Annotated in this window: 27 protein-coding genes; 10 read left to right on the top strand and 17 right to left on the bottom strand. The window is 40.3% G+C overall.

Going from position 1 to position 20,079, the window contains the following annotated elements:
* Positions 1-16 precede the first annotated feature (16 nt).
* Entirely contained in the window at positions 17-562 is a 546-nt protein-coding gene (locus KP78_RS09660) for a phosphatidylglycerophosphatase A family protein (protein WP_041088447.1), read from the bottom strand.
* A 144-nt stretch (positions 563-706) separates the two neighbouring features.
* Here KP78_RS09660 and KP78_RS09655 point away from each other — a divergent pair, with 144 nt between their 5' ends.
* The 3 genes from KP78_RS09655 to KP78_RS09645 all read left to right on the top strand — a co-directional run bounded on the left by KP78_RS09655 (position 707) and on the right by KP78_RS09645 (position 2,455).
* Positions 707-1,441, top strand: coding sequence for an alpha/beta hydrolase (locus tag KP78_RS09655; RefSeq protein ID WP_041088445.1), 735 nt, complete (start codon positions 707-709; stop codon positions 1,439-1,441).
* A gap of 68 nt (positions 1,442-1,509) precedes the next feature.
* Entirely contained in the window at positions 1,510-2,028 is a 519-nt protein-coding gene (locus tag KP78_RS09650) for a YjcG family protein (RefSeq protein ID WP_041088701.1), read from the top strand.
* 1 nt (position 2,029) lies between these two features.
* Complete coding sequence (locus KP78_RS09645) at positions 2,030-2,455, top strand: GNAT family N-acetyltransferase (RefSeq protein ID WP_041088443.1); 426 nt, start codon at positions 2,030-2,032, stop codon at positions 2,453-2,455.
* Between the two features lie 38 nt (positions 2,456-2,493).
* Here the strand turns inward: KP78_RS09645 and KP78_RS09640 are convergent, their stop codons facing one another.
* From KP78_RS09640 to KP78_RS09610, 7 genes are all read right to left on the bottom strand, one after another.
* Entirely contained in the window at positions 2,494-2,796 is a 303-nt protein-coding gene (locus KP78_RS09640) for a hypothetical protein (protein WP_041088442.1), read from the bottom strand.
* 138 nt (positions 2,797-2,934) lie between these two features.
* Complete coding sequence (gene spoVIF, locus KP78_RS09635; protein ID WP_041088440.1) at positions 2,935-3,192, bottom strand: sporulation-specific transcription regulator SpoVIF; 258 nt, start codon at positions 3,190-3,192, stop codon at positions 2,935-2,937.
* A gap of 237 nt (positions 3,193-3,429) precedes the next feature.
* Complete coding sequence (locus tag KP78_RS09630; protein ID WP_041088438.1) at positions 3,430-3,591, bottom strand: YjcZ family sporulation protein; 162 nt, start codon at positions 3,589-3,591, stop codon at positions 3,430-3,432.
* An 83-nt stretch (positions 3,592-3,674) separates the two neighbouring features.
* Positions 3,675-4,031: a stage V sporulation protein AE gene (spoVAE, locus tag KP78_RS09625; RefSeq protein ID WP_041088436.1), complete on the bottom strand. Its 357-nt coding sequence runs from the start codon at positions 4,029-4,031 to the stop codon at positions 3,675-3,677.
* A 20-nt stretch (positions 4,032-4,051) separates the two neighbouring features.
* Entirely contained in the window at positions 4,052-5,077 is a 1,026-nt protein-coding gene (gene spoVAD / locus KP78_RS09620; protein WP_041088434.1) for a stage V sporulation protein AD, read from the bottom strand.
* A complete protein-coding gene (spoVAC, locus tag KP78_RS09615; RefSeq protein ID WP_041088432.1) occupies positions 5,074-5,541 on the bottom strand; it encodes a stage V sporulation protein AC in 468 nt (155 codons plus the stop codon). The genes spoVAD and spoVAC overlap by 4 nt, the downstream gene beginning before the upstream one ends.
* A gap of 11 nt (positions 5,542-5,552) precedes the next feature.
* Entirely contained in the window at positions 5,553-5,981 is a 429-nt protein-coding gene (locus KP78_RS09610) for a hypothetical protein (RefSeq protein ID WP_052474742.1), read from the bottom strand.
* A 164-nt stretch (positions 5,982-6,145) separates the two neighbouring features.
* Here KP78_RS09610 and KP78_RS09605 point away from each other — a divergent pair, with 164 nt between their 5' ends.
* Positions 6,146-6,682 (top strand): CotY/CotZ family spore coat protein, encoded by a 537-nt coding sequence (locus KP78_RS09605; RefSeq protein ID WP_041088430.1) that lies wholly within the window; start codon positions 6,146-6,148, stop codon positions 6,680-6,682.
* 124 nt (positions 6,683-6,806) lie between these two features.
* Here KP78_RS09605 and KP78_RS09600 read toward each other — a convergent pair whose 3' ends face one another.
* From KP78_RS09600 to mgtE, 3 genes are all read right to left on the bottom strand, one after another.
* Positions 6,807-7,337, bottom strand: a complete 531-nt coding sequence (locus KP78_RS09600; protein ID WP_041088428.1) for a CotO family spore coat protein — start codon at positions 7,335-7,337, stop codon at positions 6,807-6,809.
* Positions 7,338-7,473: 136 nt separating this feature from the next.
* Positions 7,474-8,247, bottom strand: a complete 774-nt coding sequence (fabI, locus tag KP78_RS09595) for an enoyl-ACP reductase FabI (RefSeq protein ID WP_041088426.1) — start codon at positions 8,245-8,247, stop codon at positions 7,474-7,476.
* A gap of 144 nt (positions 8,248-8,391) precedes the next feature.
* Positions 8,392-9,768, bottom strand: a complete 1,377-nt coding sequence (gene mgtE, locus KP78_RS09590) for a magnesium transporter (protein ID WP_041088423.1) — start codon at positions 9,766-9,768, stop codon at positions 8,392-8,394.
* 139 nt (positions 9,769-9,907) lie between these two features.
* Between mgtE and prpE the strand changes: the two genes are divergently transcribed.
* Entirely contained in the window at positions 9,908-10,648 is a 741-nt protein-coding gene (gene prpE / locus KP78_RS09585; RefSeq protein ID WP_041088422.1) for a bis(5'-nucleosyl)-tetraphosphatase PrpE, read from the top strand.
* 95 nt (positions 10,649-10,743) lie between these two features.
* Here the strand turns inward: prpE and KP78_RS09580 are convergent, their stop codons facing one another.
* From KP78_RS09580 to KP78_RS09565, 4 genes are read right to left on the bottom strand one after another with little or no spacing between them, the layout of a single operon-like run.
* Complete coding sequence (locus KP78_RS09580) at positions 10,744-11,616, bottom strand: RluA family pseudouridine synthase (RefSeq protein ID WP_041088699.1); 873 nt, start codon at positions 11,614-11,616, stop codon at positions 10,744-10,746.
* A gap of 27 nt (positions 11,617-11,643) precedes the next feature.
* Positions 11,644-12,438 (bottom strand): NAD kinase, encoded by a 795-nt coding sequence (locus tag KP78_RS09575; protein ID WP_041088420.1) that lies wholly within the window; start codon positions 12,436-12,438, stop codon positions 11,644-11,646.
* Entirely contained in the window at positions 12,435-13,136 is a 702-nt protein-coding gene (gene yjbM / locus KP78_RS09570) for a GTP diphosphokinase (protein WP_052474741.1), read from the bottom strand. Before yjbM ends, KP78_RS09575 begins: the two co-directional genes overlap by 4 nt.
* 34 nt (positions 13,137-13,170) lie before the next feature.
* Positions 13,171-13,566: a UPF0738 family protein gene (locus tag KP78_RS09565; protein ID WP_041088419.1), complete on the bottom strand. Its 396-nt coding sequence runs from the start codon at positions 13,564-13,566 to the stop codon at positions 13,171-13,173.
* Between the two features lie 132 nt (positions 13,567-13,698).
* Here KP78_RS09565 and KP78_RS09560 point away from each other — a divergent pair, with 132 nt between their 5' ends.
* The 5 genes from KP78_RS09560 (at position 13,699) to KP78_RS19755 (ending at position 16,888) form a co-directional block, all read left to right on the top strand.
* Complete coding sequence (locus tag KP78_RS09560; RefSeq protein ID WP_041088417.1) at positions 13,699-14,286, top strand: CYTH domain-containing protein; 588 nt, start codon at positions 13,699-13,701, stop codon at positions 14,284-14,286.
* Between the two features lie 19 nt (positions 14,287-14,305).
* On the top strand, positions 14,306-14,998 hold the full coding sequence (locus tag KP78_RS09555; RefSeq protein ID WP_041088415.1) for a lytic transglycosylase domain-containing protein: 693 nt from the start codon (positions 14,306-14,308) through the stop codon (positions 14,996-14,998).
* Positions 14,999-15,156: 158 nt separating this feature from the next.
* On the top strand, positions 15,157-15,558 hold the full coding sequence (locus KP78_RS09550; protein ID WP_041088413.1) for a globin domain-containing protein: 402 nt from the start codon (positions 15,157-15,159) through the stop codon (positions 15,556-15,558).
* Positions 15,555-16,421: a ClpXP adapter SpxH family protein gene (locus KP78_RS09545; protein WP_041088411.1), complete on the top strand. Its 867-nt coding sequence runs from the start codon at positions 15,555-15,557 to the stop codon at positions 16,419-16,421. The genes KP78_RS09550 and KP78_RS09545 overlap by 4 nt, the downstream gene beginning before the upstream one ends.
* Positions 16,422-16,678: 257 nt before the next feature.
* Positions 16,679-16,888 (top strand): hypothetical protein, encoded by a 210-nt coding sequence (locus KP78_RS19755; protein WP_041088409.1) that lies wholly within the window; start codon positions 16,679-16,681, stop codon positions 16,886-16,888.
* 60 nt (positions 16,889-16,948) lie between these two features.
* On the opposite strand, the gene pepF is transcribed toward KP78_RS19755, so the two are convergent.
* A complete protein-coding gene (gene pepF, locus KP78_RS09535; RefSeq protein ID WP_041088407.1) occupies positions 16,949-18,769 on the bottom strand; it encodes an oligoendopeptidase F in 1,821 nt (606 codons plus the stop codon).
* 51 nt (positions 18,770-18,820) lie between these two features.
* Complete coding sequence (locus KP78_RS09530) at positions 18,821-20,068, bottom strand: competence protein CoiA (RefSeq protein ID WP_235420891.1); 1,248 nt, start codon at positions 20,066-20,068, stop codon at positions 18,821-18,823.
* Positions 20,069-20,079: the final 11 nt, after the last annotated feature.

Here is a 20,079-nt window from a genome sequence, read left to right as displayed (position 1 = left end):
CCTCTTTTTTAATTACTTATTCATCCTCAATAATTCTTCTTTCTTCCTGGGGCAAGTTCTCCTCGATATCGCGCTGGCGATGGGCCAGTCTCGAAGAAGCATTGGCTGCGATACTAGCCACCATGTCATCCAAGAAGGTATGAACGCCTCCGCCAGTCTTTGTATCAAGCTTTGCTATAATTCCGATTTTATTTTTATCGAGATGACCGAATGTGGTTACAGCAATGCTGCCATATCCTAGAACTGCACCTAGCGCGATGGTCTCATCCACACCAAACAATCCTTCATCTGATTCAATTAATGATTGCAGCGGTTCTGAAAGCTTTTTCTGCTCTGCTAAACGATCAAGCTCTACTGCTACCAATAGCGCATGCTGTATCTCCCTTTTTAATAATACCTTTTCAACACTTTCGATACATTCTTCTATTTTTAATTGATTATTGTACGGATACTGCATTTGCATGACGATATCGGCAATGTCCTGAATGGTCACACCTCTATCCAATAAACAATCCTGAGCTGCCTTTGTTACTTCGCGTGAATGAACTCTTTCGTTTGCCATTATGTCTCCCTCTCCCTGTCGTCCGCGATTTTTCTACTCTGCCTGTAACCTCCATTGACGGTTCCTTACACAAGTTATGATACAATCTAACAGTAATCGCTTCAAATTAATTTTTCATACGAAAGTGAAATGGAGGAAGTTATAATGACTGAAAGAGGGACCATTCAAGAACGCACGCTATATAGTGAAGCACTGAAAGAAGACATGAAGCTGCTTGTCTATTTGCCGGCTAATTTTTCGCCGCTTTATAAATATACTGTTCTCATAGCCCAGGATGGGAAGGATTATTTTCAGCTTGGACGCCTCCCTCGATTAGCTGACCGATTGCTCGCTGAAGATGAAATTGAAAAGATGATTATCGTTGCGGTGCCTTATAAGGATGTTGAGGACCGCAGAAAAAAGTACCATCCGGATGGTGAGCAATATGAGGGCTATATTCGCTTTTTAGCTCATGAGCTAATCCGTTTTATCGATAAGGAATACCCTACCTATCAAATGGGCCTAGGCCGCGCGTTAATTGGCGATTCACTTGCCGGGACAGTTTCTTATTCGACTGCTCTAGCCTACCCGCATACATTTGGACGCGTCGTTATGCAATCTCCTTATGTCAATGATGCCATTCTTTGTGCGACACGTGCGTTCAAGGACGTACATTTACTTAATATTTATCATATAATTGGAACTGAAGAAACCACAGTGAAAACAACGCGCGGTGCGGAAGAGGACTTCTTGGCTCCGAACAGAGCGCTTCACGAACAAATGACTTCACAAGGCTTTTCGGTGTTTTATGAAGAGTTTGAAGGGAATCATACGTGGAAATTCTGGCAGCCTGATCTAGAACGAGTTCTTAAATTGATGTTCAAGAAAGCTTCTTATTAAACGTTATTCAATTTTTCAACAATTTGCTATAATAGTTCCACACACTATAGAAGGAGGTTTATGTGATGATGAAATATGGCATTGTCGCTTTTCCATCTAAAAAATTGCAGGATCTTGCGAATTCTTACCGAAAGCGCTATGACCCGCATTATTCATTAATTCCACCACATTTAACGTTAAAAAATCCGGTTGAAGCAACAGATGAGGAAATCCGTCAAATAGCTGAAAAGCTTGCTAAAACAAGTGAACAACATGAACCTTTTACGTTACGCGCTTATAAAATCAGTTCTTTTCAACCTGTTAATAACGTAATTTATATGAAGGTAGACAATACGCCTGAGTTACTGACTCTTCATAATGCCTTACACACTGAAGAGTTCGGAGGAGCTCCAGAGTTTTCTTTCGTTCCACACATTACCATCGCACAAAAGCTATCCGATGATGAGCATTCAGATGTATATGAGTCATTAAGAATGGCCGGTGTGAATCACGAAGAAACGATTGACCGTTTTCACTTGCTGTATCAGCTCGAAAATGGTTCGTGGACAGTATATGAGACCTTTAGGCTTGGAAAGGAATCTCAATAAGATGAACGTTATTCTTGCTGCAACGGAACAACAAAAGGAAGACGCGTTTGAGGTTCGCAAGCTCGTTTTCGTAGAAGAACAAAAAGTGCCTGAAGAAGAAGAAATTGATCAATACGAAGAAACCTCAGTGCACTTTGTGATGTATCATGAAGGTATCCCTGTTGGAGCAGGCCGCTTTCGTTCAGTTGATGGAGTGGGGAAGCTTGAACGCATTTGTGTGCACGCTGCCCAGCGTGGGAAAGGTGCCGGCGTTCTGATGATGGATGCGATGGAGAAATATGCTGCTTCGAAAGGATTCTCAACCCTAAAGCTTAATGCACAAGTACATGCTATTCCCTTTTATGAACGATTAGGATTCACTGTTACTTCGGATGAATTCATGGACGCTGGAATTCTTCATAAATCAATGCAAAAAAACCTTGTATGATAAAAGCCCTCAGTGATAAATATCGCTGAGGGCTTTCGTTAAATCACTTCGTTTATGTGTCGGCCCTTACCAGTAAATTTCGTAATGGCGTGGGACGAAACTTGAGGCATTGTGGACGGTGCTGCCTCTTTACTATAAGATTGCTGTTGAAAATTTGATTTATTAAGACTTTCTTTCACTTCGGACTCTCGTTCCAAACGATTTTGAAGTTCTTTGTGAAACCTTGATTGCGGAGTAATACGATGAGTAGGCACCAGGTTATAAGCATCATACCTTTTCATCGTAACTCTTTCGGCATACAGTTGATATTGATTATTATTGACAGGTGCAATATATCCCATGCTCCTCACCCCCTAATAAGTTTTGGATAAGTGTTACTTTTTTTTACCCGTTCTCCAATTTTTTAAACTTTACTAAAGACTTTGTATGAAGCGTTCTTTTTATGTCGCAAAGTAACAAAAAACGTTCTTAAAAGAGAATTATTTTTTGTTATTCATCATATCAGCAAGCGTGCTGAAATCGATTGATTTTCCTTTTGCTGTAATGGTTTCTACAATTTTATCTTCTAACTCTTTTGTAATTGGCTTGTTTGCTGCTGCAGAAACCTGCTTGATCAGCTTTCTTACTGTAATTGGGTCTTTAAAATCAGCATTTTGAAAAGCTTGCGCAAGTGAAAAGATATTGTCCATACTTACACCTGTTTTTTGTTCGATTCTTTTAAAAAAAGCATCATTCATTTTCATTTCCCTCCTTTGTCGTCCATAGTAGTGTATGAATTCAGCCACTTTTCTGTGCAATGGAATATGAAGCACTCGATTCCATTAAAAAAAACATGGGGATACAGAACCCATGTTTTTACCGTGCATTTATTTTTTTAAAAAGCTAGCTTTCATTCAAGTCAAATGAAGATAATGTCTTCATAAAAATAGGAATCAAAACAAAAAGTGCACTCCATTTGGATCCCACCTTATTATTTAGCAGAAGCTCGCACCTACAATAATTAACAAGATGAAAAGAACCAAGATTAATACGAATGTGGAGTGACCACCACCGTATCCACAACATTGAACAGGGCCACCATAACCGTAGCCACATCCTCCATATCCACCAATCCCACCAGGATATCCTCCAAACATGAGCTTCACCTCCCCCTTACATCTCTTAAATATTCTATGAGTAGATCTATTAAAAGGTATGGGCAAATAGAGGTTTTTTCTTGTTACCCTTTTGGACGAAAAATGAGCGCTCCGATAAAACCGAAAATAATGGCAGCTGATATACCAGAGCTTGTCACTTCAAACATTCCAGTGAGAACACCAATGATTCCGTGCTTTTCTGCCTCCTGCATCGCCCCGTGGAGCAATGAGTTTCCAAAGGATGTAATCGGGATCGTCGCACCTGCACCGGCAAAATCAATCAAAGGCTCATATAAGTTAAATGCTTCTAATAACGCACCCGAAACAACCAGTGTGCTAAGCGTATGAGCAGGTGTAAGCTTTCCAACATCCATCATAAGCTGCCCGATGACACAGATTCCTCCTCCTACGACAAATGCCCAAAAGAAAAATGGCCACATGATTTGTACTCCTTTCAACGCTATAATGTAGAAACAGGACTTGATAACGCGACGGCATGCGCAATACAGGGAATGGAATCTCCCTGTTGAAAGGTTAAGGGTGATAAAAGCGCACCTGTTGCAACAGCGAGCATCCGTTTAATGCTCCCCATTTGAAGAAGGCTTAAAAAATGTCCATAAATTACCATGGCCGAACAGGCTGGACCACTAGCTCCTGCTTGAACACCATCCAATTGGGCGTAGATCATTTTCCCGCAATCCAGAAATTGATTTTCTGAAAAAGTTAGCCCTTTTTTCTTCAGTAAATCCTCCGCAATGCCATGTCCAATCCAGGCAAGATCCCCTGTCACAATGACATCATAATCAACTGGCTTCATTCCTGTATCTAGGAAATGTCGTTCAATCACCTCTGCCGCTGCAGGTGCCATAGCAGCTCCCATATTAAACGGATCCTTTAACCCAGGATCTCTTACCCTTCCAATAGTTGCTTTGTCAATCGTCGCTATTGATGCTCCTTCATCAGAAGCTTGTCCAACAACGGCAAATCCTGCTCCTGTAACCGTCCACTGTGCAGTAGGAGGCTTTTGTCCGCCATATTCCGTTGGATAACGAAACTGCTTTTCAACAGCTGCATTGTGGCTTGATGCCCCCGTTATAACTTTTTCGCAAAACCCTCCATCTACTAAGGCCGCAGCCAGCGACAATCCCTGCATGGAGGTCGCGCATGCACTGAATAAACCGAGGTATGGGATATTTAATGAGCGGGCAGCCATGCTTGAAGGGGTTATTTGATTGATTAAGTCACCAAGTAAAAGCGCATCGATGTCAGAAGGGTGAAGTGAAAGCTTGTTTAGGGCCGTCTGTATCGATCGGTCAATAAGCAGTCTGTTTGCTTTTTCGAAGCTTGCTTCATTCATCCAAAGAGTATCCATGCACAAATCAAATTTTTCTGCCAGCGGACTTTGTTTTTCAAAAGGTCCGCCCACTACTCCAGTGGCTAAAATGGAAGGCTTATTTTGAAAAAACCATGTTGACTCTTGCTTCATCCGATAATCCCCCACTGAATAAGCAATGTTTTAATGGTTGCGATAAAAAAAGCAGACACCACACCAAAAACAATGACAGATCCAGCAAGCTTAAACATATTCCCCCCGACGCCAAGCACAAATCCTTCAGTGCGATGCTCAATCGCTGCACTTATGACCGCATTTCCAAACCCTGTTACAGGCACCGCACTTCCCGCTCCAGCAAACTGTCCAAGGCGATCATAAACACCGATGCCAGTTAAAATCATCGATAAAAAGACCATAACTGATACAGATGGATTGCCCGCGGTTTGCTCGGTAAAAGGAAAAAACGTAATGAATAGCACTGTTACCGCCTGCCCAATCACACAAATCAGCCCGCCAACAAAAAAAGCCTTAATACAATTCATTAAAACTGGGCGTTTTCTTTCATGTGCATCCGCCAGCTGTTGATAGGATTGCTGTGATAACGTCTTTTTTTTCATTGCTGCCACCCTTATGTCATTTCATTTTTCAGCTTAATAATTTTATCAAATTTCTTTTTTGCTTCTTTTTTTGTCAGCTTATCTTCAGTCCAGTTTTGGATAAGATTGTAGGATTCCAAAAAGATTTTGTAATCACTCGATACGTCGATTTGTTCATCTGGATACTTTTTTTCAAACCATTTATTGAGCTTTTTCTCGATCCCTTTCATTTTAAACCGGTTCATATGCTTCACTTTATACGATACTAAAATCTGATCATCTGCTGCTATTACGATGGTGTCGTACAGTTCTTCTGTTTCTTTAAGCTTTTGATTGATTGCTGTGATAATTTCCCTTTTGTCCTCATCAATTGCTAATTCTGCCGGCCCTACTTCTTCAAACATTGCACAGCCGCTCAACAGGAAGACCATGAGAACCGCAACCCATTTCGTTTGTTTCATTGCTTGTTCCCTCACTTCTAAATGGCAATATGGAAGCTCTTTTTCGTAGTGTGTAACACTTTATATTTTTTATGCCTATTTTCATAAAGGGATGGCAATTGACCAATCAATGCCCTGTAAGGATGAATATCTTGTAGAGAATCCAAAGTAAAGGAGGAAAGATCATGAGTGGTTGTGGAAGAGGTAGTATTAGAGATGAGGATGATAATATTCGTAATGTTAACAGCTGTGTCTGTGAGGTAGTACGTGCGATTAAAGACATTCAGGATGAGGCGGTTGAGGATGAATGTATTCCATGCTTAACAAGCTGTTTCCTTGAGCCGCTAGGAACTCTTGTAAGCCCTTCAAGAAGAAATAAACGTGCAGATACTCGAGTGTTTACACTTCAAAACGATGATGGAAAGTTATTCCATGCATTTTTTAAGGATGAAAACAATCCACATGATAAAGACTGCATTTCTGTCTTTTTCAGAGTAGAAGATGTTTTTGACAATTGTTGTGCAACACTTCGCGTTTTAGAGCCAAAGGATCGTGATCGTAAAGACGTAAATCTATTGTCGGATGACGGAAGTAAAATAAATCTTGGCAAACTTTGCAAGGTTGAAAACTTCGAGAGAACAGACAGCTGTATTACCGTTGATTTAAAATGCTTCTGTGCAGTTCAATGCATAAAAGATGTAGATTTAAACATTTGCGACTAAGGATGAAGCGAACCCCCTGATTGACCTGACTTTTTGAATGAAATAGGGTAGATCTTTTAATCATGTAATGAATAAAAAACCAGCCTCTTCAGCGATCAACGATGGTCGCTGAAGAGAAAATGGTTTAGTTTATATGGATGCTAAGAAGATCGTTCCTATTTATTTTTTCTTCCGTTCCCGTTGTGGTTAAAACAATAAAGCTTGGATCTTCATTTTTCGTTACAATCCCTTTAAAGCTCCGACCTTCTTTTAAAGAAAATGTACATACAAATGGTGCCTGCTTCCCTATGAAGGGTATAAGATAATTCAGTCTTTCATCAACATCCATATCCTTAAATGATTTGACAGATTTGAAGCGCTGCCTCGGTGATAAATTTCGTTTAGGCTTCACCTCGTCATGTTCTGCTTTTACCTCATCCCCAAGGACCTCAGCATCACTCGACTTAACATCAATAGGACTTTCTTCTACATAATCGAAGCTAGGTTGAGACGGATGCCTCTTTTTTTTCAGTTTTTTCTCTTCAGTTTTCTCTTTTTCCGGTGCTCTGCTTGATTGATACACCTGCTGCATTGTAGGCTTAGGACGTTCAAATGCGGGTTGATCAATGTATAATAAGGGGTCGTGACGTTTGCGCTGCTGATTGTTTTTGTCCAAATTCCTTCCCCTCCATTTCCATTACATTTCTATTCATTGTATGTCCTTTAAATAAAAATGATGTATTGGACATGCCAATACTCTCCCTTTTCACAAAAAAAGAACCACGATATGTGGTTCTCCTTGAAACATAAATTTATCCTACGATATGATAGCCTGAATCGACGTGAATATTTTCTCCTGTGATGCCTCTTGAAAGATGACTGAACAAGAATGCAGCTGCATCGCCGACTTCTTCCTGCGTCGTATTGCGGCGAAGAGGTGCTTTTTCTTCAATTTCTTTTAGAATGGTGTTAAAATCGCCGACTCCTTTAGCAGACAGTGTACGGATAGGTCCTGCTGAAATAGAGTTAACGCGGATTGCATCTTTACCTAGATCTCCTGCTAAATAGCGTACGCTTGCTTCCAGGGATGCTTTTGCAACACCCATTACATTGTAGTTCGGCAGAATTCTTTCTCCGCCAAGGTAGGTTAACGTTACAATGCTTCCACCCTCAGTCATTAATCCTCTTGCTTCTTTCGCTACAGCCGTTAATGAATAGGAGCTGATGTTATGTGCGAGCAGAAAGCCTTCACGAGTTGTATTCAAGTACTCTCCTTGAAGCTCTTCCTTTTCTGCAAAAGCGATGCAGTGCGCAATACCATGAATAACACCAACTTCTTTTTTGATTGTTTCAAAGCATTCACGAATCGCTTCATCATTTGTAACATCACATGGCAATACATACTTGTGATCACCTTCAAGTGAATCAGCAAGCTCGCGTACACCTTTTTCAAAGCGTTCACCAGCATATGTAAAAATGATCGCAGCACCCGCCTGGTCAAGAGAACGTGCAATCCCCCATGCAATACTTCGTTTGTTTGCGACACCCATGACAACGAATGTTTTCCCTTTTAATGACAATGTCATATTCATATCCTCCTGTTTTATAACAAGTTATTAGTACCTGATACTAATTTAACATGAATGCTTCAAACAATCAACGAAAGAAAAAGCGGATCATTCCCCAGGAAATGATCCGCTACTTTCAATGATTAAAGGGTTTGTCCGTTATTACATAAGATGACTCATAAATAATGTTGCAAAGCCAAGATAAATAAGAATACTAAAAATATCATTGATAGTTGTAATAAATGGACCCGAGGCAACTGCCGGATCGATATTGAAACGATGCATAATAAGTGGCACAAACGATCCAGCTAAAGTTGCAACCACTAGAGAGACGAGAACGGAACAGCCTACAAGTATCCCGAGAAAAAAAGACCCTTGCCATATATATACAATACCGATCACAATTATACCACAGGTTGTGCCTGTAATAAGACCAGTCCCTGCTTCTCTCATGATTAACTTCCATTTGCTTTCTTCTTTAATATCACCCGTTGCAATCCCTCTGATGGCAACAGCGAGGGCCTGTGTTCCCGTATTTCCTGCCATACCTGCGATAAGTGGAATAAAAACCGCTAATATTGCTACTTGGTCCAAGGTTGCTTCAAACTGGCCAATCAAATTGGCCGTAAGCATGCCAAGAAATAATAAAATAATCAACCATGGTAATCTTTTTTTTGCCGCTCCTAAGGATGTACGATCCTTTGAATCCATATCAGAAACCCCGGCAAACTTTGAATAATCCTCTGAGGCTTCTTCATCTAATACATCAATAATGTCATCTACTGTAATAATTCCCAATAAATAGTTCTGGAAATCGACAACAGGCAGCGCTAAAAAGTCATAATCCTTCATTGTTCTAGCTACATCCTCCTGGTCGTCGCTTACCGAAACCGATACAACTCGATCGGACATAATGTCTTTAATTAGTGCATCTTCCTCAGAGACAATTAAATCTCTTAATGAAACAACGCCAACAAGTTTCTTTTCATCGTTAATCACGAACGTATAATAAATGGTTTCAGCATTTGGTGCCTGTTTTCTAAGGATCGCCATTGCAGATCGAACGGTTGAATTGGATGGAATGGAGACAAATTCGGTTGTCATAATGGAACCCGCTGTATATTCTTCGTAATGAAGAAGGTCCTTAATTTCCTGTGCGGATTCATCATTCATGATGGTTAAGTAACTAGCTACCTGATCCTTGCTCAGTTCGTTTAATACGTCAACTGCGTCATCCGTGTACATATTTGAAAGCATGTCTGCTGCATAATGCGGATTCATTTCAGCCAATATATCTTTATATTCATCATCTTCTGGCTCAATATTTTCAAAAATGTCTGCCATTTCTTCCGGAGATAGAAATTGGTAGATACGCTCTCGCGATTCAGGCTCTAACCTCAAGTAAAATTTAGCTCGATCATAAGGATGCAGATTAAAATACTCTTCTCTAAAAACTTCAAGCTCACCATTTAGGAGCGCCTTTTCGAGTAAATCCTTATCAAACATGATTTGTTCTTTATCCTGTGCCTGCTCTGCCATTTTTCTCACACTCCTCTCAAAAATACCTTTAAATTCTACACTATGGTAGCAGATTCTTTTGAGCTTGTCGCTTATTTTTCAGCAAGATACATGGTAAACTTTTTGTTAATGATTTCTTGCACTCTGGAGGAGATAGAAAATGCAATTAGATATTATTGGAGATATTCACGGCTGCCGTCAAGAGTGGGTAGAACTCACCAAAATACTTGGCTACCACTGGAAGGGTGGTATTCCTGTTCATCCTGAAGGACGTAAGCTTGGGTTTGTAGGAGATTTAACGGACCGAGGTCCGGATTCCCTAGGTGTTATAGAGGATGTCTACCAGCTTTTCAATCAGCGGGCAGCCTTTTATGTTCCTGGCAATCACTGCAATAAGCTTTATCGCTACTTAAAGGGAAATGATGTGAAAATCATTCACGGTCTTGAAACGACTGTGGCTGAACTCGATCAGCTCACTCCGAAAGAAAGAACAAAAATCTCTCGTAAATTCATCCACCTATATAGAAATTCTCCTCTTTATCACGTATTAGATGAAGGAAAATTAGTCATTGCACATGCTGGAATAAGGCATCAGGATATTGGTCAAATGAATAAACGAATAGCTTCCTTTGTTCTGTATGGCGATACTACAGGCGAAAAAACTGAAAAAGGGCTTCCTGTTCGAAAAGACTGGGCTAAGGAATATAATGGAGATGCATGGGTTGTCTATGGCCATACCCCCATACATGACGCCCGTTTCATGAACCGGACCGTTAACATTGATACAGGAGCTGTTTTTGGCAATAAACTTACAGCACTCAGATATCCCGAAATGGAAACCGTATCCGTCCCATCCTCTCTTCCCTATATACCAGAAAAATTCAGAGATGATGAGTTATAAGAAAAGCGCAGGCGGCTCGCTCATCCCTTCCATAATCTCTCCATTAAAGAAGCCGAAGACGGGATTTCAAAACTCCTTGTCTTCGGCTTCTTTATTTACGATAAAAGATCTTTCATATCCTGTGGAAGCTCAGACTTAAACAACAAAGCTTCTCCAGTGAGAGGATGAATAAATGCAAGCTCTGCACAATGTAATGCCTGCCGTAGACTCCGATCGATTCGTCCACCATATAGATCATCCCCTAGAAGAGGATGGCCAATTGAGCTCATATGAACGCGAATTTGATGGGTTCTTCCAGTGTCAAGGCGAAGACAGACAAGGCTATCATCATTCACATATTTTTCAACCACATAATGTGTAAGCGCCGTTTGCCCATCTGCCCTTATTTCTCGCTCAATAATACTCGTGTCCTTCCGGCCAATTGGCGAATCAATGCTTCCTACAAGTGGTTTCACCATACCATGAACAACTGCGTAATAGGTCCGTTTCACTTCTCTTTTCTGCTGGGACTGGCTCAGAAGGTGATGGGCATGGCTATGCTTTGCCACAAGTAAAAGACCGGATGTATCCCGGTCCAGGCGTGTGACAATGTGTACAGATGAAGAAAGACCCTGTTCATCATAGTAGCCGATTAAGGCATTGGCCAAGCTGCCTGAAGGATGCTCTCTTGACGGAATTGTACTCATATATGGAGGTTTATTTACCACAAGAACAGTCTCATCCTCGTATACAATTGATAATGGAATAGATTCCCCTATCAGTGAATTACTCCTTTTTTCTTCTGGAAAGGTGATTTTCACGCAATCACCTTGTGTTAATATTTTTCGAACGGTTGCTTCCTCACCATTTACTTCAATACGCCCGCCTTCAAATTTTATCTCTGTTAATGCATGCTTTGAAATATTTTTTTGCTGAAGGAAGCTGCGCAAGAGGGTACTTTCCTCTATTTCATTCACCGTCCACTGCATTGAATAAGACAAATTCCTTCTTCCTCCTCACCCGTCGATAAATGAATCGTGAACTCGTTTCCAAAACGGGAATGGTCTAAAGCGGGCAAATCGAATTTTCTCATCTGCTACCCGATATTGAATTGACTTTACATCCTTATGTAAAAGTGTCAAATGATCAATTGTAATTAAAAAATCATCCCGATTTACAGGCTTTAGCATGCAGGTATGATGAGCCGGCATGATAAGAGGTGAGCCAACCGTACGGAATACCCGATTATTAATTGATGCCATTTCCGCCAATTGAATCGATGGAAGGGAAGGATGAATAATGGCACCTCCAAGTGCTTTATTATAAGCGGTGCTTCCGGAAGGTGTTGATAAACATAATCCATCACCGCGAAATACCTCGAAATGCTGACCGCGTATTTCAACATCCATTACGAGTGTGCCATCAACACTTTTTACTGTTGATTCATTTAGCGCAAGATATCTTGTTTCCTTGCCGCCATTTTTATAGCGAATAATCGCTTCTATTAGAGGATACTCTATAATTTGATAAGGTGTTTTGGCAATCGCAATCACAAGCTTTTCAATTTCATCTGGTACCCAGTCCGCATAAAATCCCAAATGCCCAGTATGAACACCGACAAAGGCAGTATTTGATAGTCTAGAGCTGTAACGATGGAAGGCATAGAGCAAGGTGCCGTCGCCTCCGACCGAAATCACAATCTCAGGCTCATCTTCATCGTACTCCAGATTAAATTCTCTTAAATACGTTCTCATCTTATGCATGAGGGCATTAGATTTTGCGTCCCCCTTTGATGTGATTGCAAATTTCATGACTCCTTGCCCCCTTTATCTTGACGCTCATTATAGTTTCGCCGGCGTCTCGAATTCCCCTTCTGCCTTTCCTTGATCACATCCTCCTTCTTTTCTGAGAAAAAGGCTTGTGCTTCTTGAATTTCTTCACGGATCTCGGACATTTCCTCATCCAAGCGAAATGCCGCTTCAGCTGCACGCTGAAGACGGTTTTGGATTTCCTCTGGAAACTGACCACGGTATTTATAATTCAAAGAATGCTCGATCGTTGCCCAAAAATTCATGGCAAGTGTACGTATTTGAATTTCAGCTAATATACGCTTCTCTCCATTTATTGTTTGAACTGGGTATTCTACCACTACATGATAAGAACGATAACCGCTTTGTTTTTTATGTGAGATATAGTCCTTCTCTTCAATAATTTTAAAATCCTTTCGCCGCCTCAGTAACTCGACCACAAACTCAATATCATCTACAAATTGGCACATCATTCTTAATCCTGCAATATCCTGAATTTCTGTAGCCAAGTTTTCAAGAAGAACCCCTTTTTCACTTGCTTTATCTAAAATACTGGCAATCGGCTTCACACGTCCCGTGACAAATTCAATAGGAGAATGAGAATTATGCAATTCAAATTGTGTTCTCATCCCTTTTAGCTTAATTTTCAATTCATCTACCGCCTGCTTGTATGGTTCAAGGAATGTTTCCCAGTGGTTCATCCGCATCACCTCAATGTTATTGGTCGAATGAGTTTTATTCTGCCTGCTCCATTTTTTCATTTGCCAAAAAAACGGATTCTACTTTCTGAACCATCGCTTCACCATAGTTGCCGTTTCCCTCTATATTCGATACCAAATACGCTAACTCATCTTTTAATTGCAGTAACGTCATGTCACTTCGACCCAATCGAACCACAACATTTTGATCTGCTTCAACAGCCATTTTTAATTCCGGCCAAATAAAATCCGGCAAATAAAGATATGTAAATTCGTCTCCTTCTTCGGCTAGGTAAACAAAAGCTAGTTCATCTGAATCGACAACCATTTGGCCACTTGGATTAAGAGTGCCAATAACGTCAGTTGACTCCCCTTGCAATACAAGCTGACTCGCTTCTTGAATTGTCTTATTTAACCATACTTTTTTTCTCATACAATTGGGACTCCTTCCAACCTATTATCTTTTCCATTTTAGCATAAAAACTTGTGATCTTTCATCTCGTCATTGCAGAGAGAGGAAAAGAAGTAGATAATAGTAGCAGCGAGTAAAAAAGGAGCGAACAAAATGTCACAGGAGCTTGAAATTGAATTTAAAAATCTCCTAACAAAGAATGAATATTTGCGGTTAAAATCTTCGTTTTACCCAGAGGATGGGCAGATCATTTCACAGGAGAATCATTATTTTGATACTCCTCTTTTCCAGCTGAAGGAACAGGGCTGCGCACTGCGAATCCGAGTGAAGGACGGTTCCTACCAGCTCACATTGAAGCAGCCGGTAGAGGAAGGAATCCTGGAAACTCACCAATCTTTACATACATTTATCGCCAAGGATATGATGATGGGCGGCGGCCCTCCAGAAGGTGAAGTGTATGAGCTTTTAGAAATCATGAATATTCCTGTCCGGGACGTTGTCCTATTTGGCAGTTTAAAAACAAATAGAATCGAGACCCATTATGAAAATGGCTTGCTTGTTCTTGATCAAAGTTTTTATTTAGACGAAGAGGACTACGAAGTGGAGTACGAGGTAACAGATCGGGATGAGGGAGAAAAGGCGTTTATAAAGCTACTTTCGACCTACAATATTCCTGTAAGAGAAACCGATAGTAAGATTAAACGATTTTATAAAGAAAAAATCAGACAGCTTAAATTATAAAAGGAAAGGCAGGCTTTCTATGAATGTTGATTCGTTGAAAATGCTTATGGAGATCCAGACTCTTTATGGACTAGGCTCTTCACAGCAAGCTTCATCAAACTCAAATCAATCAGATCTCTTTAGTCAAATGATGCAGGAAATCTTACAGACCCTGCCTCAAAGCAATCAGTTGGGCGCAGTGGCTTCTTTTCTTAATGATAAAACAACTCCAAGCGTATCGCTTCGGGGAAATTTATTACCAAATTCCCAACCTCAGCAAACCGTGAATTCTTCAATCAGTAAGCTGATGGCAGCATCCAGTAATACAACAGCTTCAACTAACACCTCGTCAGGGGATTCAAGCATTGATTCAATTATTTCAAGAGCTGCCGCTACAAATAATGTACCTGAAGGGCTAATTCGTTCGGTTATTAAACACGAATCTAATTTTGATCCCTCTGCTGTCAGTCATGCCGGAGCATCTGGATTAATGCAGCTTATGCCTGGTACTGCAAAATGGCTGGGGGTAAAAGATATCTTCGACCCTGAGGAAAATGTTTATGCCGGAGCCCGCTACCTGAGAGATATGCTAAACCGGTATAATGATAATCCAGAGCTGGCGCTTGCTGCGTATAACGCAGGACCTGGCAATGTGGATAAATATGGGGGAATCCCTCCTTTTAAAGAGACCACTAATTATGTAAAAAAGGTTATGAACAGCTACTTAGGCTGATTAATACAGCTAGCAATCCCCCCCAATTTAGTATTATTTGGGGAGATTGCTGGTCATTTTTTTGTCATTTTTTATCTCCAGCAAGGCTATTTATTTGAGAAAAAAGAAAAGCGTTGCTACAATGTACATACAAACAAAGCAAAAAGGAGTCTACGTTTATGGTTGATCAGTCGCTTACACCCTATGAAATAATAGGTGAAGAAAGACTCTCCGCGCTTGTAAATGCCTTTTATAATCAGGTTGCAAAGCATCCCGATTTAATTGAAATTTTCCCTGATGATTTTACTGAAACCATTCGAAAGCAAAAGCAGTTTCTTACTCAATACCTTGGGGGACCATCCCTTTATACACACGAGCATGGGCATCCAATGCTGAGAGCAAGACACCTGCCTCATGTGATTACACCAACACGTGCAAATGCATGGCTGCAATGCATGACGGTTGCCATGGATGAAGTCGGTCTAGAGGGAGATTTACGTGAAGCATTGTTTCACCGCCTTTCCTTAACCGCACAACACATGGTCAACACTCCTGATAGAGCAGAGGGTGATGAAGATTGACAGCGAATTATTGGACAGATGTCAGCTGGCAAACACTGGAGCAAAAGCCGTTAGAAATCTACGTTTTTGTGGACCCTATTTGCCCTGAGTGCTGGGCATTAGAACCCGTTATGAAAAAGCTGATGATGGAATATGGGCCTTATATCCGTATTAAACATGTTCTTAGCGGGAAGTTAGAAAATTTGAATTTTTTAACAAAAAAACGTCAGCTCGCACTAGCGCAAAATTGGGATAAAATCGCAAGTAGAAGCGGGATGTCTTGCGACGGCTCACTGTGGCTTAATAATCCAATCGACTCTCCTTTTCTTGCCTCGATTGCCATTAAGGCAGCAGAGCTGCAAGGAAAACGAGCCGGCAGTCGATTTCTCAGAAAAATTCAAGAAGTATTATTTATTGAAAAACAAGATGTATCAGATTTTAAAGTGTTAAAAAACTGTGCACAGTATACCGGTCTTGATGTAGACGAATTTGTACAGGATATCCATTCTGCATCTGCTACAAAAGCGTTTCAATGTGATGTAAAGATCGCTTCTGAAATGGATGTAGAGGAAACGCCGACTCTCGTGTTTTTTAATGAAAATATTGAGGATGAGGGAATTAAAATTTCAGGTGTTTATCCATATGATGTCTATGAACAAATTGTAGAGGAAATGCTGATGAACAAACCAGAAAAACAAGAGCTGCCAACTATTGATGAATTTATTGAACGGTTTCAGCTTGTAGCGACACTTGAAGTTGCAGTTGTCTACAATCTAAGTATTTCAGAAGCAGAAAAAGAATTGAAGAAGCGAATGTTTCAACAAAAAATAGAGTGTATAAATGCAAAGCACGGTACTTTTTGGCGCTCTCTTCCTTCATCATAATTCATGAAATAATACACAATAGAAAAAGCCCTTATCAACTAGTGATAAGGGCTTTTCCTTACGAACAAAGGGGATGGGAGAAATTTTTCACGGTCAAACAAAGGGGTATATGTTTGTTTGTGATCAACTTCACACTAATAGTGTATCATGTATTTACAAGTATAACAAGCACGACAAACACGTTTCACATTTTAGTCAAACAATTGGAATAAACTCTCCTTTTTCACATACATATACTATGATAAGGGGGACTGCATATGCGAAAATGGATTTTCTTATTTTGGTTGCTTGCCATTATGGGAGCATTTTTTCTGCACCTCTTTGCTCTTCTTGAAATTTACTCTTTAGTTTTTTCTTCAGTGATCCTTTTCGTCGTCATTTTCCTCTTTATTATTTGGGCAACCAGTAAAAATCGTTTCCGTGGTTTTTCATCCTCCCGTTCATATTTTAAAAAAAGAAGAAGCTAAAGGAGCGCTCCCTGCAATCTGATTTGCTGCAGAAATAACCACGATTAGCTTCTAATTTTGTTATGAAGAAAGCAATGCTTCCATTTCATTTAATTTTTCTTCAAATACTTTACATGCTTCTTCAATTGGTGTTGAAGTCGTCATGTCTACTCCTGCTTTTTTCAATACCTCTATTGGATAGTCAGAGCTTCCAGCCTTTAAGAAATCATTTATATAACGATCCACTGCCGGTTTTCCTTCTTCAAGAATTTGTTTACTTAGAGCGGTTGCGGCACTGTAGCCTGTTGCATATTGATAAACATAATAATTGTAGTAGAAATGTGGAATCCTCGCCCATTCCAGACCAATTTCTTCATCCACGACAATATCTTCACCAAAATATTTTTTATTGAGCTTGTAGTATTCCTCAGTCAGCGAGTCAGCCGTTAACGCTTCCCCCTGCTGCGCCTTCTGATGAATGATATGCTCGAATTCAGCAAACATCGTTTGACGAAAGACTGTTCCACGGAACCCTTCTAGGAAGTGATTCAATAGATAAAGACGTTTCTTATCATCATCTATTGTTTTTAATAGATAATCATTCAATAGTGCTTCATTGCATGTTGAGGCTACCTCTGCTACAAAGATTGAGTATCCTCCATAGGCATATGGCTGGTTGTTGCGTGAGTAATAGCTGTGTACACTATGTCCAAACTCATGCGCTAATGTAAATAAGTTGTTTACATTATCCTGCCAGTTCATTAAAACATATGGATTGGTACCGTAAGCACCTGATGAATAAGCCCCACTGCGTTTTCCTTTGTTTTCTTGAACATCCACCCAACGGTTTGTTAATCCTTCCTCCACAACACGAAGATAATCTTCTCCAAGAGGTTCAAGCCCTTTTACCATAAGCTCTTTCGCTTCCTCATATGGAATGTTCATCTTGGTTTCTTTTACTAATGGCGTAAACAGATCATACATATGCAGTTCATCTAGGCCAAGCACTTTTTTGCGAAGTTTAACATATCTATGAAGTAAGTGGAGATTTTTATTAACGGTATTCACCAAATTTTCATAGACTTCTTCGGGAATATTATTGTTAGACAGAGCAGCGTGACGAGCCGATTCGTAGTGACGAACTCTTGCAGAAAAGTTATCATATTTCACTTGTCCGCTCAGTGTGCTGGCAAAAGTATTACGAAAGTTTCCGTACGTTTTATACACCGCTTTAAATGCATCCTCACGCACGCGTGGATCATCACTTTCAAGAAAGCTTATGTAGCGGCCATGAGTAATTTGAACATCTTCTCCATTTTCATCCTTGATGGTCGGAAATTCAAGATCTGCGTTATTTAGCATACTGAATGTGTTACCTGAAGCCCCCATTATTTCAGACGCCTCTGCAAGTAATGCTTCCTGCTCTGCTGAAAGGACGTTTGGGCGCTGCAGATTAATTTCCTCTAACGCATGCTTATAAAGGGATAGCTCCTCTTTTTCTTTTAGGAAGGATGCAATTTTGTTTTCATCAATGGATAAAATTTCTGGGACAACAAAAGCAAAAGCACTGCTAATCTGGGTAGCCAGATTTTTAGCGCGATCATCAAGTCCCTGATAGAAGGAATTGGTCGTATCCTGATCATAGCGCATATGAGAATAGGTATATAGCCTACCTAAACGTTCCATGATACCATCCTGTAGCTTTAATGCTTCATAAAAATGAGCTGCACTCTCACCGAGTGTACCTTGGATGGGTTGTGCTTTTTTCGCTTCTTCCTGCAGTGCTTTATATTCCTTTTCCCATTCCTCATCTGTCGCGAATATATCTTCTAACCGCCAAGTTTGATCCTCAGGAATAACCTTGCGTTCTGGTAATGTTTTTACTGCAGATTCGTTGCTCATTGTGACCCTCCATTTTTTAAATTGAACTTCCTTTATTTTCTCTTTTTTTCACTATTCTTGCAACCGTAACGATTCGTAATTTAACACGATGAGCTTTGCATAATCCCAAAATAAACGATCCTTCTCCTTCTTTTGATCAATATGATCAGGAGGAGAAAATACGGGAAGCTGCTGAAGCCGATATTCTTCTTCCCTAATTTTTTTCACCACTCCTATTTTCTCAAGTAAAATGAAATAGTCACGTACGATCGTATTTGCAATATCAATTCCTTTTGATGCACCCGTCAGCCTAATTCGAAGCTCTTGTCTTCTTAGACGCAAAGCGATTTCACCTACTGCCTCCTCAATATGAATGCTTCGATTCAAGCGAGAGGCCTTTCGCACTACTAAATAAATGTATCCTTGCCATTCAGCTGCGAATTCTCTCAAATACATGGAGGATTGCAGTGGAAGCCCTACCCATGCCGGTAATAACAGCAATGGCTCACCTGCTTCATATAAGCCAGATAAAAAGGAATCCTGCAGGCCTTTAGCCGAATAATACCTGGCACTTCTCCATCTCTCCAGTTGTACTAGATGCTTTTCTAAAAAGACGGGCTTCTGTGTTTTTTGATGAAGCGGAAAATAGGGAAATTTAATGCTTTGTAATCGATAATAATGTCGGATACACGAAAATTGATTCTTTGTAATTGGTTTTAAATGTTCAAAAACGTAAAATTGCTTCGAATTCACATCATAGCTTATGAGATAAAATTGATTTGTATACGGGGAAAAGCGAATAAAAAGCTGATGAAAGGATGTTAACGTAATGTGATTTAAGGTGTGGGACGAAATACGGTCATGCGAGAGGAGCCACAAAGGAATAATTCCTTTTTTTTCATAGCCTTCTGTACGTGCCATCCATTTTTCAATCGAGATAGACGACCGCTGGAACTCGACTGCATATTCCATTGAATTTACTAAGACACCTATATCTGACCGTTGAGAAATTCCGAAATAAGTTTTCTCAATTTCACAAATAAAATTTTGTTTTTTAAACCAATGATAGAGCTGGAGCTTTGCCTCTAAATGAAGTGCTGACTCTGCTTCACTGAAGGAATGGCAGTTTGAGGATGAACGGTGGGCAAAATGAGGGATCTTGACGTTTCCAACTTTAAGGATAACACTGCCTTGACACTGCGGACAATAAAAGGCCCCCATTTTTTTAGCAGCCAAAAGCTCGTCCTTTGAAAATCGTCCATCCAATAGGACAGACTCACCGGAACGTTTATTTGCGATTAATATTATTATCACCTCCACCTGTCCAATTC

The sequence above is a fragment of the Jeotgalibacillus soli genome (assembly GCF_000829435.1).
Lineage (GTDB): Bacteria > Bacillota > Bacilli > Bacillales > Jeotgalibacillaceae > Jeotgalibacillus > Jeotgalibacillus soli.
Note: the sequence above shows the minus strand (reverse complement) of the source record. Positions and strands in the feature narration are given on the sequence as shown.

Excerpts from the sequence above, each read along its gene's own strand:
- KP78_RS09655 (WP_041088445.1), top strand. The coding sequence starts at position 707 with ATGACTGAAAGAGGGACCATTCAAGAACGCACGCTATATAGTGAAGCA.
- KP78_RS09650 (WP_041088701.1), top strand. The coding sequence starts at position 1,510 with ATGAAATATGGCATTGTCGCTTTTCCATCTAAAAAATTGCAGGATCTT.
- KP78_RS09640 (WP_041088442.1), bottom strand. The coding sequence starts at position 2,796 with ATGGGATATATTGCACCTGTCAATAATAATCAATATCAACTGTATGCC.
- spoVAD (WP_041088434.1), bottom strand. The coding sequence starts at position 5,077 with ATGAAGCAAGAGTCAACATGGTTTTTTCAAAATAAGCCTTCCATTTTA.
- KP78_RS09645 (WP_041088443.1), top strand. The coding sequence starts at position 2,030 with ATGAACGTTATTCTTGCTGCAACGGAACAACAAAAGGAAGACGCGTTT.
- yjbM (WP_052474741.1), bottom strand. The coding sequence starts at position 13,136 with ATGAACCACTGGGAAACATTCCTTGAACCATACAAGCAGGCGGTAGAT.
- KP78_RS19755 (WP_041088409.1), top strand. The coding sequence starts at position 16,679 with ATGCGAAAATGGATTTTCTTATTTTGGTTGCTTGCCATTATGGGAGCA.
- fabI (WP_041088426.1), bottom strand. The coding sequence starts at position 8,247 with ATGACATTGTCATTAAAAGGGAAAACATTCGTTGTCATGGGTGTCGCA.
- KP78_RS09610 (WP_052474742.1), bottom strand. The coding sequence starts at position 5,981 with ATGAAACAAACGAAATGGGTTGCGGTTCTCATGGTCTTCCTGTTGAGC.
- spoVAC (WP_041088432.1), bottom strand. The coding sequence starts at position 5,541 with ATGAAAAAAAAGACGTTATCACAGCAATCCTATCAACAGCTGGCGGAT.
- KP78_RS09605 (WP_041088430.1), top strand. The coding sequence starts at position 6,146 with ATGAGTGGTTGTGGAAGAGGTAGTATTAGAGATGAGGATGATAATATT.
- spoVAE (WP_041088436.1), bottom strand. The coding sequence starts at position 4,031 with ATGTGGCCATTTTTCTTTTGGGCATTTGTCGTAGGAGGAGGAATCTGT.
- KP78_RS09565 (WP_041088419.1), bottom strand. The coding sequence starts at position 13,566 with ATGAGAAAAAAAGTATGGTTAAATAAGACAATTCAAGAAGCGAGTCAG.
- KP78_RS09550 (WP_041088413.1), top strand. The coding sequence starts at position 15,157 with ATGGTTGATCAGTCGCTTACACCCTATGAAATAATAGGTGAAGAAAGA.
- mgtE (WP_041088423.1), bottom strand. The coding sequence starts at position 9,768 with ATGGCAGAGCAGGCACAGGATAAAGAACAAATCATGTTTGATAAGGAT.
- prpE (WP_041088422.1), top strand. The coding sequence starts at position 9,908 with ATGCAATTAGATATTATTGGAGATATTCACGGCTGCCGTCAAGAGTGG.
- KP78_RS09560 (WP_041088417.1), top strand. The coding sequence starts at position 13,699 with ATGTCACAGGAGCTTGAAATTGAATTTAAAAATCTCCTAACAAAGAAT.
- KP78_RS09630 (WP_041088438.1), bottom strand. The coding sequence starts at position 3,591 with ATGTTTGGAGGATATCCTGGTGGGATTGGTGGATATGGAGGATGTGGC.
- KP78_RS09660 (WP_041088447.1), bottom strand. The coding sequence starts at position 562 with ATGGCAAACGAAAGAGTTCATTCACGCGAAGTAACAAAGGCAGCTCAG.
- KP78_RS09575 (WP_041088420.1), bottom strand. The coding sequence starts at position 12,438 with ATGAAATTTGCAATCACATCAAAGGGGGACGCAAAATCTAATGCCCTC.
- spoVIF (WP_041088440.1), bottom strand. The coding sequence starts at position 3,192 with ATGAATGATGCTTTTTTTAAAAGAATCGAACAAAAAACAGGTGTAAGT.
- KP78_RS09555 (WP_041088415.1), top strand. The coding sequence starts at position 14,306 with ATGAATGTTGATTCGTTGAAAATGCTTATGGAGATCCAGACTCTTTAT.
- KP78_RS09580 (WP_041088699.1), bottom strand. The coding sequence starts at position 11,616 with ATGCAGTGGACGGTGAATGAAATAGAGGAAAGTACCCTCTTGCGCAGC.
- pepF (WP_041088407.1), bottom strand. The coding sequence starts at position 18,769 with ATGAGCAACGAATCTGCAGTAAAAACATTACCAGAACGCAAGGTTATT.